This is a genomic window from Limnohabitans sp. 2KL-17, assembly GCF_003063415.1.
Classification (GTDB): domain Bacteria; phylum Pseudomonadota; class Gammaproteobacteria; order Burkholderiales; family Burkholderiaceae_C; genus Limnohabitans_A.
Genome location: NZ_NESK01000008.1, coordinates 41,239 through 60,079 on the forward strand (window position 1 = coordinate 41,239; position 18,841 = coordinate 60,079).

The window sequence follows — 18,841 nt, forward strand, 5'->3', positions numbered from 1 at the left end:
CTTCACTCCTGTTAATTCTTTAGCAAGATGCATACCCATCCCGACCGTCGGGCTTCAAGGAGGAATGACGTGGTGCCAATAACGCTTGGCCAGCACCCGCTCGCACTGCACGCGCCCGGGCGTCTGGCTTTGCCACAATGCCGCACCGCAATGGATGGACTCCACCAACACGATACCCTGTTGGCGGTAGCGCGCCACCACTGTCTCGGCCGGATGCGCATAGCGGTTGCGATAACCCGCCTGCACCAGCGCCAGCTTGGGCTCAAGCGCCTGCAAAAAGGCCAGCGTTGAAGACGTCTTGCTGCCGTGGTGAGGCACCAAAAGCAGATCAACCGGAACCAGTCCCTGTTGCACCAAGGCCTGTTCTTGGGGAGCCTCGATGTCACCCGCCAGCAAAGCCGAGGTTTGGCTGTTGCTGATGCGCAAGACGCAACTGACCGCATTGGGTTTGGGCCCTTTGGAGTCCGGCTCACCGGCTTGTGCAGCGATTGGGGCCGGCGGATGCAGCACCTCGAACAACACGCCGTCCCACGCCCAGGATTGCCCGGCTTGGCAACGTGTCCAGCCTGGCCGCAGTCGGTGCAAAACGTGCTCGTCTTCCAGCGACGACCACAAAACCGCTTGGGGCTGCATGGCCAGCACCGCCGCTGCGCCCCCCGTGTGGTCGCTGTCACGGTGGCTGAGCATCAGGACATCGATGCGCTCGCCCATCTGCGCCAGCAAAGGCACCAGCACCCGATGCCCGGCATCGCTTTCGGCCGAATAGCGCGGCCCTGTGTCGTACAGCAAGCTGTGGGTGGCCGTGCGCACCAACACCGCATTGCCCTGCCCCACATCCGCGGCCAGCAGTTCAAACGCGCCAGCAGCAGGACGCGCAGGCGTCCAGAACAACACGGGCCACAGAAGCGGCAGGCACAGCAGCTTCCAGGACAGCGGTACTTTGAGCACCAGGCCCACTGCACCCAGCAGCGCCAGCACCGCAAGACCCCAGGGTGCAATGGCTGTCGACACACTGGCCATCGGCCAGGCCGCCAGCCAAGCCAGAAAGCTGCTCATGGGCTGCAAAGCCCAGGCCGCCAACACCCATGCGCCAGACCAAACCACCCCCAGCATGGCCAAGGGGGTGACCACCAGGGTCACCCAGGGAATCGCCAGCAAATTGGCCAACAACCCCACCAAAGACACCTGGCCAAAAAACAGCAGCGTCAAGGGTGCCAAAGCCAAAGTGACCGTGGCCTGCTCGCGCAACAAAGCCAGACTTTTGTGCAGGACTGCATGACCACTGCCCTGAAAACTGTGCGCACCCAGTCGGTGCATCAATGACAAGCGCAGGCTGCCTACGCGCCATGCCGGTGCATCGCCCTCAGCCCGTTCTGGTGCGTCGGGCCCTTGGGCTTGGCGATGCGAGCCCGATGCCATCAACACCCCGACCGCCACAAAACTCAACCAGAAACCTGGCTGCAGCAAAGCCCAAGGGTCCCACGCAAGCACCACCGAGCCCGCCAGCAACCAGACCAGCGCGCCATGCCAATGGCGGGCCGACACCTTGAGCAAGACCACCACTGCGAGCATCCAAAGCGTGCGCTGGGCGGGCACACCCCAGCCGCTGAACAAGGCATAAAACCCTGCCAACCCCCAACCTGAGAAAGCCCCCACATGGGCTGCTGGCCAGCGCAAAGCCCCCGCAAAACCCCACAAGGCCGATTGGCGCCAGCACCAGGCCACCAGCCCCGAAGCCAGCCAGGCGAACATGGTCACGTGCAAACCCGAAATGCTCATCAAATGCGCCACGCCTGTGGCTCTGAACACATCCCAGTCGCTGCGGTCAATCGCGGCCTGATCGCCCGTGACCAGAGCCGCCACAATGCCTGCCAGTCTGGCGGCGTCCGGGTCCGAGACGGCCCCTGCGCCAGACAAATGGGTCAACAACCGGTCCCGCACCGACTGGCGCCAGGCCTCGATCGGGTGCGCCCATGTGGACGCAAGCCGCACCGGTGCTGGGTCTTTGGCACCCGAGCGCACATAGCCCGTGGCGCGAATGCCCTGCTCCCACAACCACAACTCGTAGTCAAAACCCCGTGGGTTCATGTTGCCGTGCGGCGCCTTCAGGCGCACCCGCAAGCGCCAGCGCTCACCGGCCTTGACGGGCTCGGGCAAGGGGGATGTGTTCCAGCCGCTGTCGTGCGTGCCGTCCTGCCCATACCAGCCCAAATACACCTGCGAGGGCAAAGAGGTGGGCAGGTTCACCACGTGGGCCATACCGGTTTTATCGACTCGCCAGGCTTGCTCGACCTGGAAGCGAAAGCGCCAGCCCAAATCTTGGCGCTGCGGCATGGCCTGCACCACGCCAACCACATCCAGGTCCTGGCCCTCCAGCGCAGGGTCAATGGCGGCCGACCGGGTGTGTGCGTGCAGTCCGGTGAAGGCAAAAGACGCAGCGGCCCAAACCAGGCACCAGGCCGTGGCGCCCAGCCAAGCAGGCTTGGCCATTCGGCGCAGCAGCAGCCCAAAAACCAACGACAAGGCCAGCATGACCGCATAGCCCATGGCAGACCCAAGCGCCTCTTGCTGCAACTGCAGTGCCACACCCGCGCACCAAGCCAGCAAGCCCAGCCCCAAACCCCGGGCCCAACCCATGCTGGCCATCGACCTCATGGAAACACCGGCCACTGGCCTTGCTCGGCACAGGCACACGCCCGCCAGTCACCCTGCGTGCAGCTTCGCTTCATGGACAGCCTCCCTGATTTGGCTGATTTTGTGAACTGTCAATTCGGCGCTCTTTTGTAGGGGGCGGGCCATCCATCACTTCAAGTGACTGTTCTTGACCGCATCCTGGCGCGTGTCTTGCTAGTTTAGAAGGCCCAAGCTGCATTTGTCATGCGTGCAGCCCCTGTTGCGCAATTAAAGATATGTCGATACAAGTTGCCCTGCACCACGTTACCCACTACGAATATGACCGCTCGGTGCAACTCGGGCCCCAAGTCATCCGCTTGCGCCCTGCCCCGCACAGCCGCAGCCGCATCCTTTCTTACAGCCTCAAGGTCGAGCCCGCAGAACATTTCATCAACTGGCAGCAAGATGCCTTTGCCAATTACCAGGCGCGACTGGTCTTTCCTGGCAAAACCACCGCCTTCAAGGTGACGGTGGATGTGGTCACCGAAATGGCCGTGTTCAACCCTTTTGATTTTTTTCTCGAGCCCTCGGCCGAAGAGGTGCCTTTCAAGTATTCGGACACCCTCAAGGAAGAGCTGCAGTCCTATCTGGACAAAGACAGCAAAACCCCGCTGTTCAAAAAATACCTGGCCAGCATGGACCGCAAGCGCCAGCGCACCATCGATTTTTTGGTGCAAGTCAACCAGCGCCTGCACCAGGACATCAGTTACACCATCCGCATGGCGCCGGGCGTGCAAACGGCAGAGGAAACTCTGACTCTGAAAAGCGGCTCCTGCCGCGATTCGGCCTGGCTGTTGGTTCAACTGTTTCGCCACATGAACATGGCGGCCCGCTTCGTCTCGGGCTACCTGATCCAGTTGGCCCCCGATGTCAAATCGCTCGACGGTCCCAGCGGCACCGAAGTCGACTTCACCGATCTGCACGCCTGGTGCGAGGTCTATTTACCCGGCGCAGGCTGGGTGGGGCTTGACCCCACATCGGGCCTGCTGGCGGGCGAAGGCCATATTCCGCTGGCCTGTACGCCCAGGCCCTCTGCGGCCGCCCCCATCGAAGGCGCGATGGACCAGGCCGAGGTCGAGTTTCAGCACGAAATGAGCGTGACGCGCATCCACGAATCGCCCCGTGTGACCCGCCCCTACAGCGACGAGCAATGGGCCGATGTGCTGACACTGGGCGAACAGGTCGACGCGCAACTGGTGGCGCAAGATGTGCGCCTGACCATGGGGGGCGAGCCCACCTTTGTGTCCACGCAAGACCGGGACGGCGCCGAATGGAACACCGACGCCTTGGGCCCTACCAAACGGGGCTTGGCCACCGAGTTGGTGCACAAGCTGCGCCAGCAATACAGTCAAGGTGGTTTTTTGCATTTTGGCCAGGGCAAGTGGTACCCGGGCGAACAACTGCCGCGCTGGGCACTCAGCATTTATTGGCGCGCCGATGGCAAGCCGTGCTGGCAAGACCCCGCCGTGTTTGCGGACGAGCGCGAAGCCAGCCACTGCACCCCTGACGACGCCCTGCGCTTCATGCAAGAACTGACTGCCCAATTGGGCCTGCCGGACGACACGGTGCTGCCTGGTTACGAAGACACTTGGTATTACCTTTGGCGTGAACGCCGCCTGCCCGTGAACGTGGACCCGTTTGACGCCCGGCTGGACGACGAGATGGAACGTATTCGCTTGCGCCGCATCTTCAGCCAAGGGCTGTCACAGGTTGTGGGCTATGTCTTGCCGCTGCAGCCTGTCGACACCGACAACCCGCAAACCAGTACCTGGAAAACCGGCCGCTGGTTTTTGCGCGACGAACGCATGTACCTGATGCCCGGCGACTCGGCCATGGGCTGGCGCTTGCCACTGGATTCCCTGCCATGGGCAGCACCGACCGAACGCTGGCACATGATCGAGCAGGACCCGTTTTCGCCGCGCAACGCATTGCCTGCTGCCCCAGTGACCTTGCAACCGCGCTCGAGCTCCGGCAAGCCGGCAACACCGGCTGCCCAACCAGCCGCCAAATTCGAGTCCGACCCGACTGTTGTGCGCACAGCCTTGTGCGTGGAAGTGCGCGACCCGCGCCGAGCCAATGGCCCCATGGCCGAAGCCGAGGCACAAAACCAAGGCCAAGCATCCGGTGTCCTCTACGTTTTCATGCCGCCACTGGCCAAGCTGGAGGACTATCTGGCACTGGTCAGCGCCGTCGAAGCCACCGCCAGAACACTGGGCATGAAAATCGTCATGGAGGGCTACCCGCCGCCACGCGACCCGCGCCTCAAGCTGCTGCAAGTCACGCCTGACCCTGGGGTGATCGAGGTCAACATCCACCCAGCCCACAACTGGAAAGAGCTGGTTGATCACACCGAATTCCTCTACCAGGCGGCGTTTGAAACCCGCCTGTCGGCTGAAAAGTTCATGACCGATGGCCGTCACACCGGCACAGGAGGCGGCAACCACTTCGTGCTGGGGGGTGCCACACCCGAGAACAGCCCGTTCTTGCGCCGCCCCGAGTTGTTGGCCAGCCTGATCCTTTATTGGCACAACCACCCGAGCTTGAGCTATTTGTTCAGCGGCATGTTCATCGGCCCGACCAGCCAGGCCCCGCGCGTGGACGAAGCGCGCAATGACCAGGTCTATGAGCTGGAAATCGCCTTGCGCGAGATCGTTAAAAACCGGCAAAAATTGGGCGCCGACATGGCCCCCTGGGTGGTTGACCGAACCCTGCGCAACATTTTGGTGGACGTCACTGGCAACACCCACCGCAGCGAGTTCTGTATTGACAAGATGTACTCGCCTGATTCCTCGACCGGGCGCCTGGGTCTGCTGGAGCTGCGCGCCTTCGAGATGCCGCCCCACGCCCGCATGAGCATCGTGCAGCAACTCTTGTTGCGTGCGCTGGTGGCCCGATTTTGGGACGAGCCCTATTCGGCACCCGTGACGCGTTGGGGCACAGAGTTGCACGACCGGTTCATGCTGCCGCACTGGATCCACAAGGACTTTGACGATGTGCTGACCGAACTGGGCGATGCGGGTTTCCATTTCGACCCAAGCTGGTTCGCACCGCATTTCGAGTTCCGCTTTCCGAGGGTGGGCGAAGTGCGCGTGGATGGCACGGTGCTGACGCTGCGCAACGCGCTGGAGCCCTGGCACGTGATGGGCGAAGAAAGTGGTGCGGGTGGAACCGCCCGCTATGTGGACTCGTCCCTGGAACGCATCGAGGTGCATGTGTCCGGCATGAACCCCTCACGCCACACCGTCACCGTGAACGGCAAACCCCTGCCCCTGCAACCGACTGGCGTGGTGGGCAACTACGTGGCCAGCGTGCGCTTCAAGGCCTGGAACCCGCCCTCGTCATTGCACCCCAGCATTGGCATGCACGCCCCGCTCACGGTGGACCTGGTGGACACCTGGATGAAGCGCTCGCTGGGGGGTTGCCAGTACCACGTGGTGCACCCGGGGGGCCGCAGCTACGACAGCTTTCCGGTCAACGCGTACGAGGCAGAAAGCCGGCGACTGGCGCGCTTTTTCCGGATGGGGCATACCCCGGGCGACATGCGCAAGCTGGCCGCACTCGGCCCCAACGCCACGCTGTACGCCAGCCCGGAGTTCCCGTACACGCTCGATCTGAGGCGGGTCTGATCAGCGACAATGGTTTGATGAATGATTCCTCGCCCCACCAGGACAGCGCGCTCGAAGCCGAAGCCATGACATGGCTCCAGCTTCAGCAAGAGCGCGCCCCTGCCGGGCATTGGGACGAGCTGCGGGGAGAGCTCACCCCCTCGATCAAGACACAGACCCCAGGTCAAAAATCAGGTGGTCCCGAGTCGATCAGTAGCCTCTGGAAAACCTTCATTGAACCCTTGGGTTCGCAAAGCAAGGGTCAGTTGTCAGACCTGAACACCCGCATGGCCAACCTGCAGCGGCAAGTCCGTGACAACGGCATCACCTACAACGTGTATGCCGCCGCTGACCAGCCGCAACGCCCCTGGTCGCTCGACCTGTTTCCCCTCATGTTGGGGCCAGTCGACTGGCAACAAATCGAAGCTGGTGTGATGCAGCGCATGGAACTGCTCGAACGCATCATGGCCGATGCCTATGGGCCGCAACAACTGGTGCTCAGTGGCCAGTTGCCGGCGGCCTTGGTGCAAGGCCACCCAGCCTACTTGCCCGCCATGCACGGTGTCGCACCGGTGGGCGGGCGCTATTTGTCTTTGGCTGCGTTTGATTTGGCCAGAGGCCCTGACGGTTGCTGGTGGCTGTTGTCGCAGCGCACACAAGCGCCATCGGGTCTGGGTTATTTGCTAGAAAACAGGCAAATCGTTTCACGGCTTTTTCCGCAAGCCTTCGAGGCTTTACCGGTGCAACGGCTGGCCGAAACCTACAGCACGCTGATCGATGGCATCAAGGCCCGCAGCCCCGCGGGTGCCTCGGCCCACATTGCCCTGCTCACACCCGGACCCTACAACGAAACCTATTTCGAGCACGCTTATTTGGCCCGCTATCTGGGCCTGAGCCTGGTACAGGGCAATGACCTGACTGTGCGCGACGAAAAGCTTTACCTGAAAACCTTGCAAGGCCTGCAACCCGTGCACGGTCTGCTCAAGCGGGTCGACGACGACTGGCTTGACCCGCTGGAGCTGCGTGCCGACTCGACACTGGGTGTGCCAGGTCTGTTGCAAGCTGTGCGCAGCGGCAACGTGCTGGTGGCCAACACGCCGGGCTCGGGTTTTCTCGAATCGAATGCGCTGCTGGGTTTCATGCCTGCGCTGGCGCGAGACTTGCTGGGCGAAGAACTGCAGCTGCCCGCCATTCCGAGCTGGTGGTGTGGCGAATCGGCGGCCCTGCAAGATGTGCTGCCTCGCATTCACAGCTGCGTGATCAAGCCCACCTACCCCTACAACACCGACCGCCAAAGCTTTGAACCCGTGCTGGGCCATCGCTTGTCGCGCAGCCAGAAAGACGAATGGGCCGAGCGCATCTTGCGCGACCCCGATGCCCACACCCTGCAATCGTGGTTGCCGCTGTCACACCAACCCACCTGGCAAACTGGACAAAACGGGGACGATGGGCACGATGGGGGTGCACCCAGCATCCAGTCTCGCCCCGTGGTGCTGCGCGTGTTTGCCGTAGCCGATGCCCAAGGCGGCTGGCAAGTTTTGCCCGGTGGCCTGGCCAGGCTGGGCACCCGCGAGGGCATTGCCTCCATGCAGCGCGGTGGCAGCAGCGCCGACGTCTGGGTGCAATCGACGAGCCCTTCTCAGTCTCAGTCTCAGTCTCAGTCCCAGTCTCAGTCTCAGTCCCAATCCCAATCGCAAAGTCAAAGTCAAAGTCAGTCTGGGAGCGACTCGGCATTGCAACGCCAGCGTCTGGTCACCAGCCGCGCCGCTGAAAATCTGTTCTGGATGGGCCGCTACACAGAACGCACTGAAAACACCTTGCGGCTGGTGCGGCTCTGCCTGGAAATTCTGGGCAGCGAAAACCAGCGCCTGCCTTGCCTGCTGGATTTCATCACCCGCATGGCCACGCGCCATGGTCTGGTGAGGGCGGGCGTACCCGCCGCATCGCAAGCGCATCGGGTGTTCGAGCGCTCACTGGTTGCGGGTCTGTGGGACAAGGCGCTTGCCACCAGTGTCGGTTTCAATTTGCGCTCGGTGCGGCTGTCGGCTGCTTCGGTTCGAGAACGTCTGTCGCCCGAACACTGGCGGCTGCTGGAGCAGGCAGAGTCACGCTTCTTCAATGCCAGCGACCTCGGCGAAGGCCCGCAAGATACGGTGCAAGTACGAGGTCTGCTGGCCGATACCAGCCAGATGCTGGCCGCCCTGACCGGCGCGCAAACCGACCGCATGAGCCGCGACGACGGCTGGCGTCTGCTCTCGATGGGCCGCCACATCGAGCGTCTGGAATTTTTGTCTGGGGCCTTGAGCGAGTCCGTTCAACTGGGCCTGCTCGGTGAGCAGGCCGGGTTTGATGCTGTGCTCGACCTGTTTGACAGCACCATCAGTTTTCACGCCCAGTACCAGCAAAGTCGCACACCGCAAGCCCTGGTCGATTTGTTGGTGACGCACTCCGACAACCCGCGATCACTGGGCTGGGTAGCGCACACCCTGCGTTCACGCTTGCTGCGCCTGGGCCATCTGGCTGAGGGCGCCACTTTGCCCCTGGCCGAACGGGTTCCGCAACTGATTGACCTGTCGCCCGAGTCGTTGTGGCCGCTGTTCCAGAACGCTGCGCCCCCCGACAGCAGCTTGCCACTGCACGCCACACTGAAGCATTGCCAGACTGCGGCCCGCGAGGTGTCTGACGAACTGTGCGGTCTGTTTTTCACCCACAGCGGCGAAGCCCGTTACAGCGTTGGCGCCTGACCGACCGTCCCTCACCCATGCGCCTGGCCATCACCCACGAAACCCGCTACCGTTACAGCCCGTCGGTGCAAACCGCACAACATGTAGCCCATCTGCAACCGTCACAAACGCCTTGCCAAAAAGTCATCCGCCACTGGATGCACGTCGAGCCTGCCGCCTCGGTCCATCACAACATCGATGCTTTTTTCAACCACCGGGCCTACTGGTCGCTGACGAATCCGCACGACGGACTGGTGGTCCGGGCACACAGTGAAATCGTCACCTCGGCCCTCCCTGTAACCGGGGCCACGAACACGAACAGCCAAAGCTGGGAATCGGTGCGCGAGCATTTCCGCTACCGGGGTGGGCATGCGGGTGACGTGCACAGCGGGCTTGTTTTTGGATCGCACCATGCGCCTGTGAACGAAGCTTTCTTGGCCTATGCGCAAAGCAGCTTCACGCCCGGCCGTCCGCTGATGCAAGCGGCGCAAGATCTCAGCGCACGCATGCACCGCGACTTTCGCTACGAATCAGAAAGCACCGACATCAACACCCCCGCACTCGAAGCGCTGGAAAACAAACGCGGCGTGTGCCAGGACTTTGCCCACATCCTGCTGGCCTGCCTGCGCTCGCTGGGCCTGCCCGCCCGCTACGTGAGCGGCTACCTGCTCACCCAACCGCCCCCGGGCCAGCCCCGTTTGGTGGGCAGCGATGCCTCGCACGCCTGGGCTGCCGTGTACCTGCCCGAACTGGCCAGCCATGCCTGCCAGGGCTGGCTGGACCTGGACCCCACCAACAACCGAAGCGGCCTGGCCAGTCCGGGTGAAGACTATGTGCAACTGGCTGTGGGCCGCGATTTTGCCGATGTGTCGCCCCTGCGCGGGGTGTTGCAAGGCGGCGGTTCGCACACCCTCGAAGTGGCGGTCACTGTCGCCCCACTGGCGTAGGTGCGCTGGTCTCACGCTGGCCTGAACTGGCCCCAACCACTTTCCGCTCACCAGAGCAGCCGAAAGAAACCGCCTGGCCACGCAGCTGCCAGCGCCCGGATTCAGCGACAATTCGATGAGATTTTTTTCTCGCCCCCTGCGGGAGTCCTTTTTCAACCCACCCAAGAGACATGCCATGAGCGTTTACGACAAACTGAAATCCCTCCACATCGAACTGCCTCCCGTGGCCATACCTGCCGCGGCTTATGTGCCCTTCGTACAAACCGGCAACCTGGTTTTTCTGTCTGGCCACATCGCCAAAAAAGACGGCAAGGTCTGGGCAGGCCAATTGGGCAAGAACATCAGCACCGCCGAAGGTCAGCAAGCCGCACGCGCTGTCGCCATTGACCTGATGGGCACACTGCATGCCGCCGTGGGCGACCTGAACAAAATCAAGCGCATTGTCAAAGTGATGAGCCTGGTCAACTCGACCGGTGACTTTACAGAACAGCACTTGGTGACCAACGGCTGTAGCGAACTGCTGGGTCAGGTGTTTGGCCCCCAAGCAGGGGCCCATGCCCGCAGCGCTTTTGGTGTGGCTCAAATCCCGATGGGTGCGTGCGTCGAGATCGAGCTGATCGCTGAAATCGGCTGAATCTTTTTAACCCCTTTCATCCACCTTCAAAGAGATCCCCGATGACCATTTCCATGTCCAGCGCCTGTTTGCCCGTGAGCACCCGCATGCTCACCAACCTGAGCCACATCCTGGCCAAGGCCGAGCAATTTGTCGAAGCCAAAAAGATCGACCCCACGGCACTGACCACCTACCGATTGGCCCCCGACATGTTTCCGTTCACGCGCCAAGTGCTGATCGCCTGCGATGCGGTGAAAAACGGCGTGGCCCGCCTGTCCGGCATCGAAGCGCCCAAGTTTGAGGACACCGAAACCACGCTGGCCCAATTGCAAGAACGCATCCAGAAAACCTTGGCCTTCATTGCCAGCGTGCCTGCTGAAAAGCTGGACGGCACCGAAGACAAAGAGATCACCTTCCCAGCAGGCCCAGGTAAAACCCGCACCCTGAGCGGCCAGGCCTACCTGTGCCATTGGATGCTGCCCAACCTGTATTTCCACATCACGACGGCTTACACCATCCTGCGCCACAACGGCGTGGACGTGGGCAAAGTGGACTACCTGATGGGCGCGCAGGGCTGAACGGCCTCAGGCAGGACAGCATCATTCCACCCGCGTCACGCGGGTCGGCTTGAAGCCCAGATCTGCCACCTTACCCTTTTTGGCCCGCGCCACTTTGGCGTTGTTCAGACTGCGAATTTCGAGCGTTTCTTCGCGCTCTTTGCCACCACGGCCGATGCCTGCGATCTTCACGCTGCGGGTGTAGGCCGCAGCACCGGCCAAGGTGTCTTTGGCTTCCAGGTCGATGAGCATCAGGCCCCGACCGCCTTTTTCCATGGTTCTGAGTTCGCTGATGTCAAAGCTCAGCACGCGTCCGCCCGTGCTGGCGCAGCACACGCTGGTGGCAGCGGGCATGCCGGGCTTGTCAGCCGGTACCGTGGCGCTGGAGCCGCTCACATGGCTGGGGGGGCACACGGTTTCGCCCTCGCCCAGGCTGATGAAGGCTTTGCCTGATTTGTTGCGCGAAATCATGTTCTCGACCGAGGCCAGGAAGCCATAGCCGCCAGAGCCGCTCAGCAGCAGTGCGGCGTGGGCTGGGCCGGCAAAGTAGTGGGCGGGCTGGGTCCCGGTTTCGAGCTCAATCAGGGTCGTGATGGGCTGGCCATCGCCGCGGGCGCCTGGCAATGTGGCCACGGGGACGCTGTAAACGCGGCCCGTGCCGTTTTTGGCTGTGCCGAAGATCAGCAGCGTGTCCACCGTGCGGCATTCAAAGGTGCCGTACAAAACGTCACCCGCCTTGAAGGCGAAGCTGGTGGCGTCATGCCCGTGGCCGGTGCGGGCACGCACCCAGCCTTTGTCGGACACCACCACCGTCACGGGCTCGTCCACCACCTTGACTTCGGCCACGGCTTTTTTCTCTTCCTGGATCAGCGTGCGGCGTGGGTCGGCAAAGGTTTTGGCATCGGCTTCGATTTCCTTGACCATCAGGCGGCGCAGTGCAGCAGGGCTGGCCAGAATTTCTTCGAGCTTGCCTTGCTCGCTGCGCAATTCGGAGAGTTCCTGCTCGATCTTGATGGATTCAAGCCGGGCCAATTGGCGCAGGCGGATTTCAAGAATGTCTTCGGCCTGGCGGTCGCTGAGCTTGAAAGCCTCGATCAGTGCAGGCTTGGGCTCGTCGCTGTGGCGGATGATGCGGATCACCTCGTCGATGTTGAGCAGCACCAGCTGCCGGCCCTCCAATATGTGGATGCGGTCGAGCACCTTGTTCAAGCGATGCTGGCTGCGGCGGGTGATGGTGATCTGGCGAAAAGCGATCCACTCCACCAGCATTTGACGCAGCGACTTCTGGATGGGCTTGCCATCGATGCCGACCGAGGTCATGTTGATCGGCGCAGAGGTTTCCAGGCTGGTGTGGGCCAGCAAGGCGGTGATGAGTTCTTGCTGTTCGATGCGGCTGGTTTTGGGCTCGAACACCAAACGCACGGCAGCGTCTTTGCTGGACTCGTCGCGCACCACGTCGAGCACATTCAAAATGCTGGCCTTGAGCTGCATCTGGTCGGTGCTGAGTGCTTTTTTACCGGCTTTGACCTTGGGGTTGGTGAGTTCTTCTATCTCTTCCAGCACGCGCTGCGAGCTGACGCCTTGCGGCAGTTCGGTCACCACCAACTGCCATTGGCCACGGGCCAACTCTTCGATCTTCCAGCGCGCGCGCACTTTGAGTGAGCCACGGCCGGTGCGGTATGCATCGGCAATGTCGCTGGCGGGGCTGATGATCTGGCCACCACCGGGGTAATCAGGGCCAGGAACGATGGCCAGCAACTCACTGTCGCTCAGCTTGTCGTTCTTGATCAGGGCCACGCAGGCGTCGGCCACTTCGCGCAGGTTGTGGCTGGGGATTTCGGTGGCCAGACCCACGGCAATGCCACTGGCGCCGTTCAGCAAGGTGAAGGGCAAGCGGGCTGGCAACTGCCGTGGCTCTTCGGTGGAGCCGTCGTAGTTGGGAATGAAATCCACCGTGCCCATGTCGATTTCGTCGAGCAGCAAACTGGTGATGCGGGACAAGCGCGCTTCGGTGTAACGCATGGCAGCAGCGCCATCACCGTCGCGGCTGCCAAAGTTGCCCTGGCCGTCGATCAGCGGGTAGCGCTGAGAAAAATCTTGCGCCATGCGCACCAGCGCGTCATAGGCGGCCGTGTCGCCGTGCGGGTGGTACCGGCCCAGCACATCGCCCACCACGCGGGCACTTTTGACGGGCTTGGCCGCGGTGTTGTTGTTCGGGCCGCTGTAGGACAAGCCCATGCGGTCCATCGAATACAAAATGCGCCGCTGCACCGGCTTTTGGCCGTCGCACACATCGGGCAAGGCACGGCCTTTGACGACGGACAGCGCGTATTCCAGATAGGCGCGCTGGGCGTAGGCACCCAGGTGGTCGCCTTCGGGCGCGGCAGGTTGCACTGAAGTTTCGGGAGTCAGCAAATCGGTCATTTTTTGGGCGCGTTCTTGGGTTTGCGTTCAGGTGTTGTTGGCAGTTGGGCGGGCATGGATTGGCCGGGCGGCAAAAAGTTACTGCCCGTCACCACTTTCTGCCCGGTGCGTTTTTCCAGGTCGTCTTTGGCGCGTTTGGCCACTCGGCCACCTTCTTTGCCGGCTTTGGCGTTTTGTTTCAGGCCTTGGGCTTCTTCGGTTTCAGCAATCTGGCGGGTGGACAGTTCCGCCAATGCGGTAAAAATGAGCTCCGCCTCGCTCATGTGGTCACGCAGGTTCTGTGTTTTCAATGACTTGAGCGACTTGTGTGCCTGCACGCTCAGGCCTGTCCATTCTTGATGAATGATGTTGGTCAGCAGCGCGAATTCATCCGCCTTTTCCACACCGCTTTCTTTCCAGTAATCGGTCAACTTGTTACGGGTTTCTTGCCCCGTCATGCGCTGCTGAATCCACTTGGTGCTGCGTCCCAATTTTTGCCAGTTTTCACGGGCGCGGTCCAGGCTTTGCGCGGGGTCTGCAATTTCTTGCATCCGTTCATGGCCAACCTTGGCCAGCCAGCGCTTGAACGGTTCGGCCTTGGGCGAGGGGATGGACTGGATCAGGCGCAAGAGTGTGGGCACATCGGCGGCCAGGGTTTTGCGCATGACCCCCGACTCACTGGGCATCGCTACCTGGGGACAGTTTGTCCCCAGGTAGCTGCCCAACGCTGCATCGCGCTTTCGCAGTTTTTTCAAGTAGTCGGTGGGGTTGATGCTGTCTGTCAGCACCTGCACCACATCCACCACCGAGAAATACCACTTCTCCTGCGCGGCGTCCCAATGCGAGCGCACACGGGTGGACTCAAACAGTTTGACAGGTTGGGATGTGGTCATGGCTTGGCAAAGGCGTGTGGATGCGTGCTCAAAGAGCGGTATTGAGGCTGCTGCTCATAAATACTTTTGCAAAATTGCCTGCTTTTGCGCGGGAGCAGCAGCAATGGTGGCTTGGGCTGCGGTGATGGTTTGCTCGATTGCCCTGATTTGCGAGGCAATTTTTTGCTGCACAGCAATAGGAGGAACTGAGACCATCAAATCCTCCAAACGTTTAACAGACAGTCCCGGTTGGGCAAGCCCAGTTGCATACTGATTAAGATTCAACTCCATGAGTTTGTGATACAGCCAAAAGGCATCTACTTGGGCAAATGCATTTACAACAACAGCATGTTCTGTTGCATGAAACTTGCCATGTACCAAACATACATTTCCGCAAAGTGCTCCCTGCCTGCCAATTAAAGGATAGGTTCCTTCGTGTGTGAATGTTTTTGTGTAACCACGAAGACCATTTCCACCGTAGCATGGGTAAAGATCAGTTGCTGGCACGTCCTTAATATCTGACGCAGAAACAAATTTACCCGCATTCATTTCACAAATAGCACCCAATTTTTTATTGATTACAGTTCCATTTGAATAATGCGAAATCGCATCGCCGATTTCATTTTTTGCTTGTTCAATTTTTGCCTTAGCCGCATTTACCAACTGATCGATAGCCTCGCATTCGGCAACGATTTTTTGCTGGATATTAAAAGGTGGGAGCCCAAAAGTGAGGTCTTTTAAACGTTCAACTGATAAACCTGGCTGCGCCACACCCGTCGCGTACTGATTCAAGTCAAGCGAAATGAGTTTGTAGTGAAGCCATTTTTTATGGGCATTTGGGTTTGCAATTACAACTACCGCATGCTCTGTTGCATGAAATTTTCCTTTTGCAAAAAATACGTTTCCGCAAAGTGCGCCTTGACGACCGATCAAGGAGTATTCGCCTTCATGCGTGAAGGACTCAACATAGCCACGCAGGCCATTACCGCCATAGCAAGGATGAGTGCCTTCAAAAAATTCGGGTTTTATTGCATTGGCAGAAACAAATTTACCAGCCCGTAGCTCACTAATATCGGCTAAGCGGACTAGTGGCCATTGACTCGCTACTGTCAGCGATCTCTTGACAGATAACGACAGAACAGCATCAAATTCCACCCGCCCAAACTCCAACAAGTCAACTAGCGGGGCCTGCGTCACGTATCCTTGCAATTCACTCGGGATTTGCAGCACCTCACCAGAAAACGCCTGCCGAATGATATGGCTGATTTTGCTGGGGTTGTTACGGTCTTTGGGGTCAAACAAAGGCGTGGCAATGTCACGCACAGACTCACCATCGAGGTAGCGTATGCCTTCTTTACCTTTTCCCCCGGTCCATTCGTAACCCAAAAACTGCTGCTTATACTTGTTGTCGCTAGGGCCTTTTATCAAGAGCACGGGTGTTGGGTTGTTGGCGGCCAAGAGGTAATAAAACAACTTGTTTTGCTCGCGCTCACGGCAAAACTCCGTGAAGCGCTGAGTCAGTTCTATTTGCTGACTCTCAGGGCTTTGCTTTTGAAAATCTTTGCTGGTGATACGTTTTTTAGTGTCGGTCGCTTCGTCAAAAGCACGGCGATAGTCTTTGAACATGTCCGTTGCCAGCAACTCGGCGCTGGGATGGCCTTGCAACAAGCTGGTGTAGTGGTCAAAAGCGACACCAATATGAGCACAGTACTGGCGCACGGTGTCCAGGTCTTGGTATTCACCGCCGCCAGTTTGGGCTTCGGTGGCCCAGTCTTCAAAGTAATCCTGCACCCGATTAGTCAGATGCTCTGCCGCTTCGGGGCGCAGGCTTTTGCGGCGCATAAAAAGCACAACGGTCTTGGTCTCCGTCTTGCCAAAGGTGCTGCCACCCAGTTCGGTGATGGCCACAAAGTCAAAATATTTAAGCAAAATTTGCCGAGTGGCCACATGCATGCCATCTTTGTTGCTGGGAATGGAATTGGGCACGATAACGCCCATGACGGCACCTGGCTTTAAAAGTTGCTGCGCCCGTTCTAAAAAAAAGCACTCGACATTTTTGTTGCCTAGGTCGTTGGCATTGGCCAACAAGGTGTAACGCTCGCGCTGGTCTTCGGGCACGGTTTGCAAAAAGTCTTCCACTGCAAACGGGGGGTTGGCCACCAAAATATCGTGGCCTGCTTCGGTGATGTCGGGGTGACGTACTAAAGCATCTGCATCCAGGATTTGGATGTCGTTGAAACCGTACATAAAAGCCGACACCTTGGCCACTTTGGCCAAGCGGTCTTCTTTTTCAATGCCATAGATTCCCGCATACCATTTGCTGGTGTTGGCCTGTTGCTTGTGGGCCTGCAAGAGCGCTGGCAATTGGGCCGCGTATTCGGTCAAAAAGTGGCCCGAGCCGCAGGCGTAGTCAATGACTTTGAGCGGTTCACTGGTGTTGGCGATGAGTTGCTCCAACGGCAAACTGCTCACAATGAATTTGCAAATGGGCACAGGGGTGAAAAACTGGCCTTCGCTTTGCTTGATGCCGTTGTCCAGAAAGTACTCAAACATGTCTCCCAAAAATTGGTTTTGGCTGCTGCCAGTGAGGCGGTAACCCTGCCACATTTGGATGATTTCAATCAGGATTTTGGCGTTGCGGTCAAAGTAGGTTTGGTTAAAAACTTTGATGAATTCAAAATCCATGCCTTTGAAAAATTTAAGCTCTCGGAACAGCCGCTTGATTTCGTCTTTGACGGCGTTGCGTTTTTTCTTAACTGGCCAAAAGGCTTGATCAATGTCGGCATTGCTGACATACACGATGTCTTGGTCCAAGAAGCGTTGCATGCCGGTTTTGTAAAGGGCTTGCAGACGGTCGACCAAGTCGTAGTAGTTGTCGTAGGCAATGCCCTTCCAGTAAAACCGCAGGTCGTCAGGGTGCTCCATTTCGTCCACGATTTTGCAGACGAAGAGATTGACCAGCACCTCAAAGGCGTTTTCACGGCGCGACACATTGTGTTTGCGCAAGATGGTGCGAAAGTGGTGGTATTTGCCTTTGATGTCGTTGGCATCCAGTGGCCTTGTATCGTCAGCAAAGGTGTATTTGCTTTTGCCAATTTGGTAAGGCTGTATGTTGTCTTCAAAAATACCGACTTCGGTGAACTCTTGGCGGTACGTGTCTTTCCAGGCTTTGAAACGTTCCTTGGCGTTGGTGGCCTCTTTGAACGATTGCGCCTTGGGCTGGTCAAGCAAAATTTGCGGGTTGTCTTTGACGCTGATGATGCGTTGACTGGTTTTGACTTGGCCCGCTTTGCCATCAAGCTCGCTGGCATAAAGGCAAATAAACTGTGTCGCCTTTTCTTGCTCGACATAGCTGATGAGTTGAGCACCATCTTCAAGCGTGTCTTTCCAAGCTTTTTCAAATTCACGCCCAGCGGTTTTGCATTCAATGATCAGCAGGGCTGCGCCCTGCTGGTCCCGCACCAAAATGTCTGCCCGTCCGCTTTTGCCGCCATGCCCCAGTTTCCACTCGGGCTCTAACTCAATGTGCTGGGGCTTGTAGCCTTTTTCTAACAGCCGATGGACGCATTCCAAAACCACTGCGTTTTCAGACGACGAGAAGTTGCAGGTGTCATCACGGTTGACCTTGAAACCATGCAGTTTCGGGTAATCAATGCTTAGCTTGCTGAAATCAATGCGGATGACCTCACCGTTTTCACCATAGATTTTGTGCAAAACGTCACTGACTTCTTGGGGGTCTGCCGAAAAACCCAAATGCAAGGCCAAGGCGCGGAAATTTTGTGCATCGATCATGTGGTTTTTCGTGTTGACGGTGCGTCTGCCTGAGTGTGCGGATTCATTTGGCCCGGCGCAATTTGGGTTGCAACTTGACCACCGCTTTTTGCAATGCGTCGAAGTCCAGCCAACCCGGTTCGTGTTCACCAAACATTTGCAAGGCCATGTCACGTTCGTGGTGTGATTTGTCGTACCACACGCTGGTCCAGTATTCGGCACCGGGTGGGCCGCCGCAGTCTTCAGGCGGGCAGCCTTGCTGGGCTTTGAGCAAGTGCGGCAAAGGAAGTTCAGTCTCCACCACCGCTTTGAGCGTGATGACATGCTCCCAATCGTCGCCAAAGTCATATAAATAAAGCAACTTGTCTTTGGGTACGGCCATCACATCTTGAAGCTTAAAGCGCGCTTCGTTATGAGCCGGTTCACCCCAATTGACCGCGTTGGGTTTTTCAAAGCGGCGGCTGGCTGGCACACGGTAATAGCGCTCGTTTTTAAGGGGCACCGCAAAACCGTGCATGTGCTCATCTTCCCAACCCATCGCAGCTTGAATCAGCTTGTGCAACTTTGGCAAGGACGTGGCCGGATCGACCAATACATCGCGGTAGATAGCGGGTTTGAAATCGCGCAATTCAATGCGCAACTGGAAAGCGGTAGTCATGGTCTGTTCGTGTTTGCAG

Annotated in this window: 10 protein-coding genes; 5 read left to right on the forward strand and 5 right to left on the reverse strand. The window is 59.0% G+C overall.

Annotated elements, in window-relative coordinates:
* Positions 1 to 54 precede the first annotated feature (54 nt).
* Positions 55 to 2,646 carry a DNA internalization-related competence protein ComEC/Rec2 gene (locus B9Z45_RS05245; protein WP_108406179.1) on the reverse strand — a complete coding sequence of 864 codons (2,592 nt, stop codon included), beginning with the start codon at positions 2,644 to 2,646 and terminating at the stop codon, positions 55 to 57.
* A 263-nt stretch (positions 2,647 to 2,909) separates the two neighbouring features.
* Between B9Z45_RS05245 and B9Z45_RS05250 the strand changes: the two genes are divergently transcribed.
* The 5 genes from B9Z45_RS05250 (at position 2,910) to B9Z45_RS05270 (ending at position 11,139) form a co-directional block, all read left to right on the forward strand.
* Positions 2,910 to 6,299 (forward strand): DUF2126 domain-containing protein, encoded by a 3,390-nt coding sequence (locus tag B9Z45_RS05250; RefSeq protein WP_108406180.1) that lies wholly within the window; start codon positions 2,910 to 2,912, stop codon positions 6,297 to 6,299.
* A gap of 17 nt (positions 6,300 to 6,316) precedes the next feature.
* A complete protein-coding gene (locus B9Z45_RS05255; protein ID WP_108406181.1) occupies positions 6,317 to 9,022 on the forward strand; it encodes a circularly permuted type 2 ATP-grasp protein in 2,706 nt (901 codons plus the stop codon).
* 17 nt (positions 9,023 to 9,039) lie between these two features.
* Complete coding sequence (locus tag B9Z45_RS05260) at positions 9,040 to 9,948, forward strand: transglutaminase family protein (RefSeq protein WP_108406182.1); 909 nt, start codon at positions 9,040 to 9,042, stop codon at positions 9,946 to 9,948.
* Positions 9,949 to 10,123: 175 nt separating this feature from the next.
* Positions 10,124 to 10,582, forward strand: coding sequence for a RidA family protein (locus B9Z45_RS05265; RefSeq protein ID WP_108406183.1), 459 nt, complete (start codon positions 10,124 to 10,126; stop codon positions 10,580 to 10,582).
* Between the two features lie 41 nt (positions 10,583 to 10,623).
* A complete protein-coding gene (locus B9Z45_RS05270; RefSeq protein WP_108406184.1) occupies positions 10,624 to 11,139 on the forward strand; it encodes a DUF1993 family protein in 516 nt (171 codons plus the stop codon).
* A gap of 21 nt (positions 11,140 to 11,160) precedes the next feature.
* On the opposite strand, the gene parC is transcribed toward B9Z45_RS05270, so the two are convergent.
* From parC to B9Z45_RS05290, 4 genes are read right to left on the reverse strand one after another with little or no spacing between them, the layout of a single operon-like run.
* Entirely contained in the window at positions 11,161 to 13,542 is a 2,382-nt protein-coding gene (parC, locus tag B9Z45_RS05275; RefSeq protein ID WP_108406185.1) for a DNA topoisomerase IV subunit A, read from the reverse strand.
* Positions 13,539 to 14,414 (reverse strand): BRO family protein, encoded by an 876-nt coding sequence (locus B9Z45_RS05280; protein ID WP_108406186.1) that lies wholly within the window; start codon positions 14,412 to 14,414, stop codon positions 13,539 to 13,541. The genes parC and B9Z45_RS05280 overlap by 4 nt, the downstream gene beginning before the upstream one ends.
* Before the next feature lie 54 nt (positions 14,415 to 14,468).
* The gene (locus tag B9Z45_RS05285; RefSeq protein ID WP_108406187.1) at positions 14,469 to 18,185 is read right to left on the reverse strand and encodes a restriction endonuclease subunit S; all 3,717 of its coding nucleotides are present in this window, start codon (positions 18,183 to 18,185) and stop codon (positions 14,469 to 14,471) included.
* Positions 18,186 to 18,228: 43 nt separating this feature from the next.
* Positions 18,229 to 18,822: a plasmid pRiA4b ORF-3 family protein gene (locus tag B9Z45_RS05290; RefSeq protein ID WP_108406188.1), complete on the reverse strand. Its 594-nt coding sequence runs from the start codon at positions 18,820 to 18,822 to the stop codon at positions 18,229 to 18,231.
* Positions 18,823 to 18,841: the final 19 nt, after the last annotated feature.

What these genes read in the sequence shown, in the direction of transcription:
- B9Z45_RS05260 (WP_108406182.1), top strand. Translation starts at nt 9,040, where the DNA reads ATGCGCCTGGCCATCACCCACGAAACCCGCTACCGTTACAGCCCGTCG.
- B9Z45_RS05255 (WP_108406181.1), top strand. Translation starts at nt 6,317, where the DNA reads ATGAATGATTCCTCGCCCCACCAGGACAGCGCGCTCGAAGCCGAAGCC.
- B9Z45_RS05250 (WP_108406180.1), top strand. Translation starts at nt 2,910, where the DNA reads ATGTCGATACAAGTTGCCCTGCACCACGTTACCCACTACGAATATGAC.
- B9Z45_RS05285 (WP_108406187.1), bottom strand. Translation starts at nt 18,185, where the DNA reads ATGATCGATGCACAAAATTTCCGCGCCTTGGCCTTGCATTTGGGTTTT.
- B9Z45_RS05265 (WP_108406183.1), top strand. Translation starts at nt 10,124, where the DNA reads ATGAGCGTTTACGACAAACTGAAATCCCTCCACATCGAACTGCCTCCC.
- parC (WP_108406185.1), bottom strand. Translation starts at nt 13,542, where the DNA reads ATGACCGATTTGCTGACTCCCGAAACTTCAGTGCAACCTGCCGCGCCC.
- B9Z45_RS05245 (WP_108406179.1), bottom strand. Translation starts at nt 2,646, where the DNA reads ATGGCCAGCATGGGTTGGGCCCGGGGTTTGGGGCTGGGCTTGCTGGCT.
- B9Z45_RS05280 (WP_108406186.1), bottom strand. Translation starts at nt 14,414, where the DNA reads ATGACCACATCCCAACCTGTCAAACTGTTTGAGTCCACCCGTGTGCGC.
- B9Z45_RS05270 (WP_108406184.1), top strand. Translation starts at nt 10,624, where the DNA reads ATGACCATTTCCATGTCCAGCGCCTGTTTGCCCGTGAGCACCCGCATG.
- B9Z45_RS05290 (WP_108406188.1), bottom strand. Translation starts at nt 18,822, where the DNA reads ATGACTACCGCTTTCCAGTTGCGCATTGAATTGCGCGATTTCAAACCC.